The organism is Streptomyces sp. NPDC016459, assembly GCF_040632845.1.
In the GTDB taxonomy this organism is placed as follows: domain Bacteria; phylum Actinomycetota; class Actinomycetes; order Streptomycetales; family Streptomycetaceae; genus Streptomyces.
Map to the genome: position 1 here is coordinate 200,700 of NZ_JBEYCR010000005.1, position 12,362 is coordinate 213,061.

Annotated in this window: 12 protein-coding genes; 8 read left to right on the forward strand and 4 right to left on the reverse strand. The window is 71.7% G+C overall.

Annotation, left to right across the window (positions count from 1 at the left end; all coding sequences use genetic code 11):
- Positions 1-66: 66 nt before the first annotated feature.
- Positions 67-270 carry a cold-shock protein gene (locus ABZ567_RS15600; protein ID WP_003973099.1) on the forward strand — a complete coding sequence of 68 codons (204 nt, stop codon included), beginning with the start codon at positions 67-69 and terminating at the stop codon, positions 268-270.
- A 302-nt stretch (positions 271-572) separates the two neighbouring features.
- Here the strand turns inward: ABZ567_RS15600 and ABZ567_RS15605 are convergent, their stop codons facing one another.
- Positions 573-1,133, reverse strand: coding sequence for a hypothetical protein (locus ABZ567_RS15605; RefSeq protein ID WP_360789255.1), 561 nt, complete (start codon positions 1,131-1,133; stop codon positions 573-575).
- A 222-nt stretch (positions 1,134-1,355) separates the two neighbouring features.
- Between ABZ567_RS15605 and ABZ567_RS15610 the strand changes: the two genes are divergently transcribed.
- Complete coding sequence (locus tag ABZ567_RS15610; protein WP_360789257.1) at positions 1,356-2,186, forward strand: hemolysin III family protein; 831 nt, start codon at positions 1,356-1,358, stop codon at positions 2,184-2,186.
- Between the two features lie 342 nt (positions 2,187-2,528).
- On the opposite strand, the gene ABZ567_RS15615 is transcribed toward ABZ567_RS15610, so the two are convergent.
- A complete protein-coding gene (locus ABZ567_RS15615; protein ID WP_360789260.1) occupies positions 2,529-2,942 on the reverse strand; it encodes an arsenate reductase ArsC in 414 nt (137 codons plus the stop codon).
- 91 nt (positions 2,943-3,033) lie between these two features.
- On the opposite strand from ABZ567_RS15615, the gene ABZ567_RS15620 reads away from it, so the two are divergent.
- The 3 genes from ABZ567_RS15620 (at position 3,034) to ABZ567_RS15630 (ending at position 5,565) form a co-directional block, all read left to right on the forward strand.
- The gene (locus ABZ567_RS15620; RefSeq protein WP_360789263.1) at positions 3,034-3,342 is read left to right on the forward strand and encodes a metalloregulator ArsR/SmtB family transcription factor; all 309 of its coding nucleotides are present in this window, start codon (positions 3,034-3,036) and stop codon (positions 3,340-3,342) included.
- Entirely contained in the window at positions 3,339-4,424 is a 1,086-nt protein-coding gene (gene arsB, locus ABZ567_RS15625; RefSeq protein ID WP_360789266.1) for an ACR3 family arsenite efflux transporter, read from the forward strand. Before ABZ567_RS15620 ends, arsB begins: the two co-directional genes overlap by 4 nt.
- Positions 4,425-4,503: 79 nt before the next feature.
- Positions 4,504-5,565 (forward strand): ArsO family NAD(P)H-dependent flavin-containing monooxygenase, encoded by a 1,062-nt coding sequence (locus tag ABZ567_RS15630; protein ID WP_360789269.1) that lies wholly within the window; start codon positions 4,504-4,506, stop codon positions 5,563-5,565.
- A gap of 78 nt (positions 5,566-5,643) precedes the next feature.
- Here ABZ567_RS15630 and ABZ567_RS15635 read toward each other — a convergent pair whose 3' ends face one another.
- Positions 5,644-6,132, reverse strand: a complete 489-nt coding sequence (locus ABZ567_RS15635; RefSeq protein WP_360789271.1) for an N-acetyltransferase family protein — start codon at positions 6,130-6,132, stop codon at positions 5,644-5,646.
- 204 nt (positions 6,133-6,336) lie between these two features.
- On the opposite strand from ABZ567_RS15635, the gene ABZ567_RS15640 reads away from it, so the two are divergent.
- Together ABZ567_RS15640 and ABZ567_RS15645 are read left to right on the forward strand one after the other, a co-directional pair.
- The gene (locus ABZ567_RS15640; protein WP_360789274.1) at positions 6,337-7,695 is read left to right on the forward strand and encodes an NAD(P)-binding domain-containing protein; all 1,359 of its coding nucleotides are present in this window, start codon (positions 6,337-6,339) and stop codon (positions 7,693-7,695) included.
- Positions 7,692-8,945 (forward strand): MFS transporter, encoded by a 1,254-nt coding sequence (locus ABZ567_RS15645; protein WP_360789847.1) that lies wholly within the window; start codon positions 7,692-7,694, stop codon positions 8,943-8,945. The genes ABZ567_RS15640 and ABZ567_RS15645 overlap by 4 nt, the downstream gene beginning before the upstream one ends.
- A gap of 467 nt (positions 8,946-9,412) precedes the next feature.
- Here ABZ567_RS15645 and ABZ567_RS15650 read toward each other — a convergent pair whose 3' ends face one another.
- Positions 9,413-10,675 (reverse strand): cellulase family glycosylhydrolase, encoded by a 1,263-nt coding sequence (locus ABZ567_RS15650; RefSeq protein ID WP_360789277.1) that lies wholly within the window; start codon positions 10,673-10,675, stop codon positions 9,413-9,415.
- A 609-nt stretch (positions 10,676-11,284) separates the two neighbouring features.
- Here ABZ567_RS15650 and ABZ567_RS15655 point away from each other — a divergent pair.
- Positions 11,285-12,319, forward strand: a complete 1,035-nt coding sequence (locus ABZ567_RS15655; RefSeq protein WP_360789280.1) for a LacI family DNA-binding transcriptional regulator — start codon at positions 11,285-11,287, stop codon at positions 12,317-12,319.
- The last annotated feature ends 43 nt before the right edge of the window (positions 12,320-12,362 follow it).

Below are 12,362 nucleotides of genomic sequence, written 5' to 3' on the forward strand. Positions count from 1 at the left end.
ATCATCGCGGCGACACGGTGTCCGCGCAGTGCGGATTCCGATGTACTGCCCCAAAGGAGAATTGACATGGCTGCTGGTACCGTGAAGTGGTTCAACGCGGAAAAGGGCTTCGGCTTCATCGAGCAGGACGGTGGCGGCGCTGACGTGTTCGCCCACTACTCGAACATTGCCGCTCAGGGCTTCCGTGAGCTGCTCGAAGGCCAGAAGGTGAACTTCGACATCGCGCAGGGCCAGAAGGGCCCGACGGCCGAGAACATCGTTCCGGCCTGACGCTGACGCACACGTGGTAGCTGGGGCTCGCATCCTTCGGGGTGCGGGCCCCAGCTGCTTGGCATTTCCGGCAGCGGTTCGACGCCCGGGTTTTCGCCCCCGTCGAGGGCTTCGACGAATCCCGACACACCCGAGCGACTGCTGGCCGAACTCGGCAAGCAGGCCGCAATGGACGGGGGTTCCGGTAGTGCGGGAGCACCGGGCCGGATGGTTCGGGATACGAGGCCGGGAACGTGCGCTTCGGTGCCGGGTCGGGCGCCGTAAGCCCTGCGTGGTTGTCGTGCGGCGTGGGCGGGCAGGCGTCAGACGCTGGTCCAGGCGTCGAGGAACGCTTTCCGGCCGGCGGGATCGTCCGACCCGCGGTCCGCGTGCAGGACGCGCCAGGCGGTGAGTTCGAGATCTCGGAGCCACAGCTCTCCGATGACCTGTGCCTTGAGGTCGGGGAAATGGTCGGACTCGGCGAGGGCCTGACCGATCACCTCTCCGGCTGCGACCCGTTGGGGCGGGGTCATCTCGTCGACGGCGGAGAGGATTTGGCGGGCCAAGGGCGTTCCCTCCCCTGCCAAGGACCGCAGCACCAGGCCCTTGATGTTGCCGGGCAGCAGGTACGCGGTGCCCGAAGACCTCCACAGGTCCGACCAGAAACGTTCTCCCGCTTTGGTGGGGGCAGGCAGCGCGGCCAGCAGTCCGAGGAGATGGCCGGTGGCCGCATAGCCTTCGGAGTGGGCAGCCGCGACGACGGCGATGCCGCCGACACGCTCCACGTCGAGATGACCGGCTTCGAGCTGCGGGGCCAGGCCCCATTGGCGTTCCAGCTGGTGCGCGAGCGTGGCGGACACATGGGGGCGGACCTCAGGGAGCATCGGCGATCCTTGCGCGTAGGCGAGCGGGAATGCCCGTTCGTAAGCCCTGATCGTTCCCATGACCGGCCGATCTACTCGGCTTCGGCCGACTCGAATCGGTGGGGGGATCAGCGGGGCCGGAGTTCACACGGCGGCGAACCTGCCCATCCCGGCGACATGTGCCTGCTTCTCGACTCCCGACTCCCTGGATGCCGTCCGGGTGGAGTCTCCTAGCATGATCGCATGATGACCGGTGAGGCCCAGGAGTCCCAGGGCGGGCGGGAGACCGCGTCCCGCGACGTCGCCGATGCCGAACGCGTCCACGTCGCGTCGGCGCGTGGAGAGTGTCGCGAAGACCCACCGCCCCGCGGATCGCAAGGGGAGGACGCGGGGGAGAACGCGCACTCGGTCGCCGCTCTGCTGGAGCGGGCGGCCGACCTGGCCGAACCGATCAAGCCCAGGTTGCGTGGCTGGCTTCACGCCGGAATGGTCCCCGCCTCGCTGATCGCGGGCATCGTGCTCGTCTGCCTGGCCCGCACCCCGCAGGCGGCCCTGGCCTGCGCCGTGTACTCGGTCACCGCCTGGCTGCTGTTCGCCACGAGCGCCATCTACCACCGCGGCACCTGGGGGACGCTCGGTGAGGCTCTTCTGCGGCGTCTCGACCACGCCAACATCTTCCTCATCATCGCCGGTACCTGCACGCCCCTGGCCGTACTCCTCCTCCCGGCGGGACAGCGGTCCACGCTGCTGTGGATCGTGTGGACGGGGGCGTTGGCCGGCATCGCCTTCCGGGTCCTCTGGGTCACAGCTCCGCGCTGGCTGTACACGCCGTGCTACCTGGCCCTGGGGTGGGCGCCGGCGCGCTATCTGCCGGATTTCCTGCACACCGGCGGAGCGGCCGTACTCGCCCTGATCGTGGTCGGCGGTCTCCTCTACAGCGCGGGCGCGGTCGTCTACGCTCTCCAGCGCCCCGACCCCTCACCCCGCTGGTTCGGCTTCCACGAGGTGTTCCACGCCCTGACCGTGGCGGCCTTCACCGCGCACTACATCGCCATCTCCCTGGCCGCGTACTGATCGCGACGGCGCTCCCGGGTCGACGGAGACCGCCGCCAGAACCTTCCGTGCATGACGCGGTGGCTCCGCGGTCGCCCGACTCGTCTCGACTCGGGGCGCGGCCACGGGGCCGCGGACCAGCCCGCGTTCGCGACCGTCGAGGCCGGCCCGCCGCCCCGCCGCCGGCTGGTGTTCGTCCCCCTGGCCGCGCGAGGGTAGGTGCCGGGCGAGCTGCCTCGGAACAGTGGTCGAGTTACGCGCGGGCCGTGAGAGGGCGGCGGTGGATCCGGCGGGACCGGATCCGATGGGGCATCCGCTGCGTGCACGGCCACCAGCCGGTCATGACGACCTCGCGGATCCCGCTCAGGCGGTCTTCTCCGGGGCGATCTCCTCGATCAGGCCCTCCACGAGCTTCCTGATCTCGTCGCGGATCGGGCGTACGGCCTCGACGCCCTGGCCCGCCGGGTCCTCCAGCGTCCAGTCGAGGTAGCGCTTGCCCGGGAAGACGGGGCAGGTGTCGCCGCAGCCCATGGTGATGCAGACGTCGGACGCCTTGACCGCGTCGACCGTGAGGATCTTCGGGGTCTCGGCGGTGATGTCGATGCCGACCTCACGCATCGCCTCGACGGCGGCGGGGTTGACCCGGTCGGCGGGGGCGGAACCGGCGGAACGGACCTCGACGCGGTCCCCGGCCAGGTGCGACAGCCACGCGGCGGCCATCTGCGAACGGCCGGCGTTGTGGACGCAGACGAACAGGACGGAGGGCTTCTCGGACACGACGGGTCTCTCTTGTCTCACGACGACATCAGGCACGAGTGAAATCAGCACCCGGTGGTGTCATCCACCACTGATGTGACAGTATCAGTACATGATGACGTCAGTCGACACTGAGTTGATGCGGGTGCTGGGCGATCCCCTGCGCCTGCGGATCGTGACCCTGCTCGCCCGCGAGACGCTCTGCACCACCCACCTCGTCGAGGAGACCGGTGCCAAGCAGACCAACCTCTCCAACCACCTGAGAGTGCTGCGCGAGGCCGGGGTCGTCGAGACCGAACCGTGCGGGCGCTTCACGTACTACAAGCTCCGCCCGGACGTCATCGCCGCGCTTGCCGGCCAGTTCACCGACCTGGCCGAGTCCGCCCGTACCGCTGCCGAGAACAAGAGGGCCTGTCCGTGACCCCCACCCAGGCGCCCGCCCCGGCCGAGGAGTCCTCGGTCGTCGCGAAGCTGTCGACGCTTGACCGATTTCTCGCCGTCTGGATCCTCCTGGCCATGGGCCTCGGCCTCGGCCTCGGCCGGCTGATCCCCGGGCTGAACGACACGCTCGCCAAGGTCGAGATCGGCGGCATCTCGCTCCCGATCGCCGTCGGCCTGCTGATCATGATGTACCCGGTGCTCGCCAAGGTCCGGTACGACAAGCTGGACGCCGTCACCGGCGACCGCAGGCTGATGATCTCCTCCCTGGTCATCAACTGGATCCTCGGTCCGGCGCTCATGTTCGCCCTGGCCTGGATCTTCCTCCCCGACCTGCCCGAGTACCGCACCGGCCTGATCATCGTCGGCCTCGCCCGCTGCATCGCCATGGTGATCATCTGGAACGACCTCGCCTGCGGCGACCGCGAGGCCGCCGCCGTCCTGGTCGCCCTGAACTCGGTCTTCCAGGTGATCGCCTTCGGCGTGCTCGGCTGGTTCTACCTCGATCTGCTGCCCGGGTGGCTGGGCCTCGGCGAGGGTGAGCAGCTCGACATCTCGATGGGGAAGATCGCGCTGAACGTCGTCATCTTCCTCGGTGTCCCGCTGGTCGCCGGCTTCCTCACCCGCCGTATCGGCGAGAAGAAGGTGGGCCGCGAGTCGTACGAGGCGACGTTCCTGCCGAAGATCGGCCCCTGGGCCCTCTACGGCCTGCTCTTCACGATCGTCATCCTCTTCGCCCTCCAGGGGAAGACCATCACCTCGCAGCCGCTGGACGTCGTGCGGATCGCGCTCCCGCTGCTCGTGTACTTCGCGGTGATGTGGTTCGGCACCTTCCTGCTCGGCAAGGCGATCGGCCTGAACTACGACCGCACGGCCACCCTCGCCTTCACGGCCGCCGGCAACAACTTCGAGCTCGCCATCGCCGTCGCCATCGCCACCTTCGGCGTGACCTCCGGCCAGGCGCTCTCCGGTGTCGTCGGCCCGCTGATCGAGGTCCCGGTCCTGGTCGCGCTGGTCTACGTGTCACTGGCCTGGCGCAAGAAGTTCGCCGCGGCCAGGCAGTAACCCAGCAAGTGACACAGGGTGGCCCCGCCCTCCGACGGGGCGGGGCCACCGTGCCGAGAAGGGAAGGGAGAGCCGGGGCATGCACAGGCCACTCGACGTCGTCGTCATCGGCGGCGGACAGGCGGGACTCGCGGCCGGCTACCACCTGCGCCGCCTCGGCCTGGAGTTCGTCGTCCTCGACGCCCAGGCCGCGCCCGGCGGAGCCTGGCAGCACGCCTGGGACTCCCTGCACCTCTTCTCCCCGGCCGCGTACTCCTCACTGCCGGGCCGGCTGATGCCGCCGCAGCCGGGGCGGACGTACCCGGACGCGGCGCACGTCGTCGACTACCTCGTCGACTACGAGCAGCGGTACGAACTCCCCGTCATCCGCCCCGTACGGGTCGAAGCGGTCCGCCCCGACGGCGAGTTCCTGCGGGTGGAGGGGGACGCCGGTACGTGGCCGGGTCGTACGGTCATCAGCGCGACCGGCACCTGGTGGCGTCCGTTCATGCCCGCAGTCCCCGGCCGTACGGAGTTCGAGGGCGTCCAGCTCCACACGGTGCAGTACCGCAGCCCCGCCGACGTCGCCGGACAGAAGGTCCTGGTCGTCGGCGGCGGGAACTCCGGCGCGCAGATCGCCGCCGACCTCGCCCACGCCACCGACCTCACCTGGGTCACCCGGCGCCCGGCCCGCTTCCTCGCCGACGACATCGACGGCCGCGCCCTCTTCGACCACGCCACGGCCCGCCGCCGCGCCCTCGACGAGGGCCGCACCGACACCGGAGGCGTCGCCTCGCTCGGTGACATCGTCGCCGTCCCACCCGTGCGCGAAGCCCGCGACGCCGGACTCCTCAAGGCGCAGCCGATGTTCCACCGCCTCACCCGTACCGGCGTCGAATGGGCCGACGGCACCCGCGCCGACGTGGACGCGATCGTCTGGTGCACCGGCTTCCGCCCCGCGCTCTCGCACCTCGCGCCGCTCGGCCTGCGGGGCCCGCGCGGCCACATCCCCGCCGCGGGCACCCAGGCGCTCGGGGACCCCCGCCTCCACCTCCTCGGCTACGGCGACTGGACCGGCCCCGCCTCGGCCACCCTCATCGGCGTCGGCCGCCCCGCCCGCGACGCCGCCCGGGCGATCGTGGAGCTCCTCGGCCCGCGCTGACGGACCGTGGTCTCCGTCGGCGGGGCGGGGGAGCGGCGCCGGCCGTGAAGGCCGATCGCCTCCGCGGAGCCGCCCCGGTCAGTCGACGAGGGGACTGCGCCGCTCGACGAGAACGGTGTCCCTCCAGCGGCCGTGGTGGAGGCCGATGCGTTCGCGGGTGCCGATGACCCGGAAGCCGGCGCGCCCGTGGATGGTCAGGCTTGCGGTGTTCTCGGGGAAGATGCCCGCCTGGATGGTCCAGATCCCGGCCGCCTCGGTGGATTCGACCACCGTCCTGAGGAGCGCGGAGGCGATGCCCCGGCCGCGGGCGGCGGAGTGGACGTAGACCGAGTGCTCGACCACGCCCGCGTACGCGCGGCGGTCGGACACCTTGGCGGTCGCCACCCAGCCCAGCACCCGCCCGGCGTCGTCGAGGGCGACGAAGCGGTGCTCGGGCATCTTGGCGGCGTCGAACTGCTCCCAGGTGGGGGCGGTGGTCTCGAAGGTGGCGTCGCCCTCGTCGATTCCCGCCTGGTAGATCGCGACGACCTCGTCGGCGTGCTCGGTGGTGAGCGGTGTGATGTTCACGGTTGTCCCAAGATCGGCTGCCACGACAATGAATTCGATATATATCTATGTTGACAGTTGTCGATGCAGGTGACAAGCTCCAGTCATCGAGGACATCGATATGCATCAAAGCAGAGGGGGTCTCGCCGTGATCACCGACCTGCGCACCCGCCGCGCCGAGACCCACCGCCCCGCCGGCACCCCGCGTTGAGGAGAACACCCGTCATGTCCCAGCAGCAGCTTCCCGTCGTCGTCATCGGTGCCGGCCCGGCCGGTCTCGCCGCCGCCGCCCACCTCGTCGAGCGCGGCCTCGAGCCGCTCGTCCTGGAGGCGGGCTCCACCGCCGGCAGCGCCGTCCGCGAGTGGGGGCACGTGCGGCTCTTCTCCACCTGGTCCGAGGTCGTCGACCCCGCCGCGGAGAAGCTCCTCGCGCCCACCGGCTGGGTGAAGCCCGACGGCGCGACCTACCCGTCCGGCGCGGACTGGGCCGAGCAGTACCTGCAGCCGCTCGCCGACGTCCTCGGCGACAAGGTCCGCTACGGCGCCACCGTCACCGGGGTCTCCCGCGTCGGCCGCGACCGGATCGTCGACGCCGACCGCGAGGCCCAGCCCTTCACCGTGCGGATCCGGCTCGCCGACGCCTCCGAACAGCGGGTCCTCGCCCACGCGGTCATCGACGCCTCCGGCACCTGGGCCACCCCGAGCCCGATCGGCGGCGACGGCCTCCCCGCCCTCGGCGAGAAGGCGGCGTCCGACCGGATCTCGTACCGCGTCCCCGACCTCGACAACCCCGCCGTACGCGCTCGTTACGCCGGGAAGCGCACCGCCGTCATCGGCTCCGGAGCCTCCGCTTTCACCGCCCTCGCCACGCTCGCCGCCCTCTCCACGTCCGACGACGGCACCGGCACCCACGCCCTCTGGGTCCTGCGCCGGGGCATCTCCGGCTCCACCTTCGGCGGCGGTACCGCCGACCAGCTCCCCGCCCGCGGCGCCCTCGGCCTCGCCGCCAAGGCCGCCGTCGACCACGGCCACGCGGACGCCGTCACCGGCTTCCGTACGGACGCGATCGAGCACGACGGCGAGCAGCTCGTCCTCGTCGGTGACGACGGCCGCCGGCTCGACCCGGTCGACGAGGTCATCGTCCTCACCGGTCTGCGCCCGGACCTGTCCTTCCTCGCCGAACTCCGCCTCGGCCTCGACGAGCGCCTCCAGGCCCCGGTCGAGCTGGCCCCGCTGATCGACCCCAACCAGCACTCCTGCGGCACCGTCTACCCCCACGGCGTCAACGAGCTCTCCCACCCGGAGAAGGACGTCTACCTCGTCGGCATGAAGTCCTACGGCCGCGCCCCCACGTTCCTCGCCATGACCGGCTACGAACAGGTCCGCTCCATCGCCGCCGCCCTCGCCGGTGACCGGGAGGCCGCCGAGCGCGTCGAACTCACCCTCCCCGAGACGGGCGTGTGCGGCGGCGCCGGCCTCTTCGACGAGCCCGAGGCGAACCCGGCCGACGGCGGCGGCTGCTGCGCCACTCCCAGCACCCTCACCCTCGGCATCGGAGCCCCCGCCCCCTCCGGCAGCTGCTGACCACCGTGCCCGACACCCACAGCCGCGTGGCCGCGACCGGAACGGGGGACCGGTCGCGGCCACGCGGCGTACTCCCCGCTCTCTGCGCCACCCAGATCACCAGCTGGGGAATCGTCTACTACGCCTTCCCCGTCCTGCTCTCCCGCATCACCGCCGACACCGGCTGGTCCACCAGCGCCACGACGGCCGCCTTCTCCCTCGCCCTGCTCGTCTCGGCGGCGGCCGGCATCCCGATCGGCAGAATGCTGGACCGGCGAGGCCCCCACCTCGTCATGACCGGCGGCTCGGTCCTCGCCGTCCTGGCGGTCCTCGGCGTGGCCGCGGCACCGAACCTCCCCGTCTTCCTCGCCGCCTGGACAGCGGCCGGCGTCGCCATGGCCGCCACCTTCTACCAGCCCGCCTTCGCCGCCCTCACCCGATGGTGGGGCCCCGACCGCATCCGCGCCCTGACCCTCGTGACCCTCGCCGGCGGACTCGCGAGCACCGTCTTCGCCCCGCTCACCGCCGTCCTCGCCGAGCACCTCAGCTGGCGCGCCACGTACACCGTCCTCGCCCTGATCCTCGCCGCCGTCACCATCCCGGCCCACGCCCTCGCCCTCCGAGCGCCGTGGCCGCCGGCACCACCCGCGCCACCGGCCTCGTACGTCGGCATCCCGATCACCCGCAGCCGCCCCTTCGTCCTCCTGGCCCTCGCCTTCACGCTCTCCGGCTTCGCGATGTACGCGGTCGTCATCGGCCTCGTCCCCCTCCTCCAGGAACGCGGCGCGAGCACCACCGCCGCCGCATGGGCACTGGGTCTCGGCGGAGCCGGCCAGACCCTCGGCCGCACCCTCTACTCCGCCCTCGCCTCCAGGACGTCGGCCACCACGCGCACCACCACGCTGATCGCCCTCGGCGGAGCGACCACCGCCGCACTGGCCCTCGTCCCCGGGCCGATCCCGCTCCTCGTCCTGCTGTCGGTCCTCGCCGGAGTCGTACGCGGCAACCTCACCCTCCTCCAGGCCACCGCCGTCACCGACCGCTGGGGCACCACCCACTACGGCCGCCTCTCCGCCCTCCTCGGCGCCCCCGCCCACCTCGCCGCCGCCCTCGCCCCCTGGGCCGGGGCCGCCCTCGCGGGATCACTCGGCGGGTACGACGGGCTCTTCGGCGTACTCGCGGGACTGTCCGCCGTGGCGGCATGCGTCGTCCTGGCCGCGGACAGGACGCCACGGCAGCCGGGTGCGCGCTCGGCCGTCGTCCCGCCGTGAAGAGAACGGTCCGGGTGTCATGGACGTCCCGGGGCACTTTCTCCAGCCACTCCTCGCGCCTGAGGGCGTGCCCCACGACCACGCGTCGAGCAGGGTCACGGTCTCCCGTAGGCGCCCGCCGGCCCGGTCGTACTGCTCGGTGTCGGAGACGACCCGGGTGCCGGATCGCAGCCGGATCCGGTAGGCCTTGCGGGGCCCTGCTGTTGCCGACCGCGGCGTACCGGCGTGACCGCGCGGGCTCCGGGTGCGAGGGGGCCGCCGAGGAGCGGCAGTCCGAGGAGCGGGCCTGGGCCCGCTCCTCGGCGCGTCGGCGGCCGTGGACGACGCCTGGCGGCGCTACCGCACCACGGACGGCCTTCTCGGTGCGGTCGCGGACGCGTTTCCCGTCGTGGAGCGCGCCCGTGAGGCGGGCGTCCACGGGATCGCGCGGGAGGACGACCGGTCACGCCGGGGTGGCCGGGTGGGCGTCAGCGGTCGGCGGAGCCGTGGCGGACGACGCAGGAGCGGTTGTTCTCCCAGCCCCAGCCGTCACCGTCGGGGTCGGAGGCGCTGCCCTGGGCGCAGTAGCGGTAGCCGTTGGGCGCCGTGTCGGCGGGGCCGCCGCGGACGACGCAGGAGCGGTTGTCCTCCCAGCCCCAGCCGTCACCGTCGGGGTCGGAGGCGGTGCCCCGGGCGCAGTACGGGTAGCCGTTCCGGGCGATGTCGTCGACCGGTCCGCCGCCGTAGACGGTGGCCTTCTTCGAGGTGGTGGAGATGCCGTTCGCGCCGTGGAGGAGGCGGTTGCCCCACGGGGTCAGGGACGTGGCGTCGAAGCCGTTGACCATGTCGAGGTACTCGACCCCGGAGCCGTTGCCGCTCCACGACCAGCCGAGGTAGCCGATCCGGAGGGACTGGGCCGTCGCCATGATGGCGTCCTCGTCGGGGTTGCCGTCACTGTGGGCGTCGCCGAACTCGCCGATCACGAGGGGGAGTCGGTTGCTGACGAAGTGGTTCAGGTAGTTCCGCACCTCGGCGGCGGTGTCGTAGACGCCGTACATGTGGACCGAGAAGATCGTGTTGCGGTCGGGGTCGGCGGCGAGGACCGAAGCGGCGTTGTCCCGCATGACGTGGGCCCAGTCCTGGCCCCAGGCGGGGGCGTCCACCATGAGGGCGTGGCGGAGGCCGGCGCCGCGCAGCTTGCCGATCGCGCTCTTCGTGGCGTTGGTCCACGCGCCCTGGTCGTTGTTGCCGAACGGCTCGTTGCCGATGTTGACGACGACGTAGTCCTCCTGGCCCACCAGGGCGCTCTTGACGCTGACCCAGTAGTCGGCGGCCCTGTCCAGGGAGGCCGCGGCGGGCTCTTCGCCGTAGCCGGTCGTGTCGTGCGTTTCGAGCACGCAGATCAGCTTGCTCGTCCTGCACCGGTCGATCAGGGAGGACACCTGGTCCGTGGTCGTCCTGGTCCACCTGTCGCCGCTGCTGAGGACGATCCGGACGGTGTTGGCGCCCTTGGCGGCGATGTCGGCGATCGAGCCGGCCCGCTCCGGGTACCAGGCGTGCGCGTGGTTGACGCCACGCATCACGAACTCGTTCCCGTTGGCCTCGTACAGACGCCCGTTGTCGACGCGGAGGCCGGTGGGGGCTGCCTCGGCCTCGCCGGCGGGGCCGAGAACGGGCAGCAGCAGGCCGGCTGCTCCGGCGATCGCGGCGCCGAGAGCGGTCAACCAGGTTCTGCGCGATGGCTTCTTCATGTGTCTCCTCAAGGGGATGCTTCTCCGTCGGGACCGCGTCGCCGAAGTATGGCAACGTTGTCATCACGTGGTGCGTCGACCGCTCGGTCGTATGGCTCGGGATTCCTCACCGGCCGACGAGATCGGGCCGGCGGTCTTCACCATGAGGCACTCCCCGTTCCCCCGAAGTCAATAGGCGGGAAAGCGGTGCTTCGCTTTCGACGGACGAAAGGAGGCGTCGGCAGAGCTAAATTCCCACTGAACAAAGGATCTTTGTTGGTGGGGGTTGCTCCGCTCCTCCCCAGGTTTTACGGTCCCTCGTGTTCCATCCGTCGACGGACAGAGCCCGGCGGTGAATTCGGTGGCATGCGGCGATTTCCGGCAGCTCCCCGGATCCGGCTCGCTCATGTCACGGCCGACGAGAGGGACTTGTCCCTTCGTGGTGCGGTGGAATCCGATAACCGCCACCATGGCTCGGCCGGTTGAGTGCGGTCTGCCGGAACGGCGGACGGGGTGTCGCCCACCGGCCCTCGCGTCCCGCCGGGCCGCCCCGGCGGAGTGCCCCCGGCGGTGCGGGCGGGCGGGTAGGGTCGACCACCGGCGACGGACCAGCACAGACAGGGGTGGCGCGTGAAGCGGCCGACCATGGCGGACATCGCACGCCGCGCAGGTGTGTCCAAGGTGGCGGTCTCGTACGCGTTGAACGACCAGCCGGGGGTCTCCGACGCGACCCGCGCGTCGATCAAGAGCATCGCCGAGGAGTTGGGGTGGCGCCCCAGCAGCGCCGCCCGCGCGCTCACCGGAGGGCGGGCGCAGGCGGTGGGGCTGGCCCTGTGCCGGCCCGCCCGGATGCTCGGCGTGGAGCCGTTCTTCATGGAGTTCATCAGCGGCGTGGAGGCGGCCCTCTCGGAGCGTTCGTACGCGTTGATGCTGCAGATGGTGGGGGATCAGGAGCAGGAGATCGAGGTCTGCCGGCGCTGGTGGGGCGAGCGGCGGATCGACGGGGTCTTCCTCATGGACCTCCAGGCCGCGGACGCGCGCGTGCCCGCCGTCGAGGCCCTCGGTCTTCCCGCGGTGGTCGTCGGACCGCCCGATGCCTCCGGTTCGCTGCCCGCGATCTGGTCGGACGACGGCGAGAGCATCCACGAGATCGTGCGCTATCTCGCGGTGCTCGGCCATCGCCACATCGCCCGGGTGGCCGGCCCGGCGGAGCTGACCCACACGGCGGTCCGTGACCGGGCGCTGCGCGCCGCCTGCCAGGAGGCCGGGATTCCCGAGGCCGCCGTGGTCCACACCGACTACACCGGCGACGCCGGGGCCCGGGCCGCCCGCTCGCTGCTGATCTCCCGGGAACGGCCGACGGCCATCGTGTTCGACAACGACATCATGGCCGTGGCCGCGCTCTCCGTGGCGCAGGAGCTGAACCTCTCGATCCCGCGCGACCTGTCGATCGTCGCCTGGGACGAGTCCCCGCTGACCCAGGTGGTCCGCCCCGTGCTGTCGGCGGTGACGCGGGACATCCCGGCGTACGGGGCCCGTGCGGCGAACGCGCTGCTGGCGCTCATCGCGGGCGAGGCGGTCGACGACATCCGCGACGGGTACGCCCGCTTCGTTCCCCGGGGCAGTACCTGCCCGCCGTCGGACGGGCGACCGGAGTCCTCCTGATCGCAGGCCGGGCGCCGTCGGACGGGCGACCGGAGCCCTCCTG

What these genes read in the sequence shown, in the direction of transcription:
- ABZ567_RS15600 (WP_003973099.1), top strand. Translation starts at nt 67, where the DNA reads ATGGCTGCTGGTACCGTGAAGTGGTTCAACGCGGAAAAGGGCTTCGGC.
- ABZ567_RS15605 (WP_360789255.1), bottom strand. Translation starts at nt 1,133, where the DNA reads ATGCTCCCTGAGGTCCGCCCCCATGTGTCCGCCACGCTCGCGCACCAG.
- ABZ567_RS15610 (WP_360789257.1), top strand. Translation starts at nt 1,356, where the DNA reads ATGATGACCGGTGAGGCCCAGGAGTCCCAGGGCGGGCGGGAGACCGCG.
- ABZ567_RS15620 (WP_360789263.1), top strand. Translation starts at nt 3,034, where the DNA reads ATGATGACGTCAGTCGACACTGAGTTGATGCGGGTGCTGGGCGATCCC.
- ABZ567_RS15630 (WP_360789269.1), top strand. Translation starts at nt 4,504, where the DNA reads ATGCACAGGCCACTCGACGTCGTCGTCATCGGCGGCGGACAGGCGGGA.
- ABZ567_RS15640 (WP_360789274.1), top strand. Translation starts at nt 6,337, where the DNA reads ATGTCCCAGCAGCAGCTTCCCGTCGTCGTCATCGGTGCCGGCCCGGCC.
- ABZ567_RS15650 (WP_360789277.1), bottom strand. Translation starts at nt 10,675, where the DNA reads ATGAAGAAGCCATCGCGCAGAACCTGGTTGACCGCTCTCGGCGCCGCG.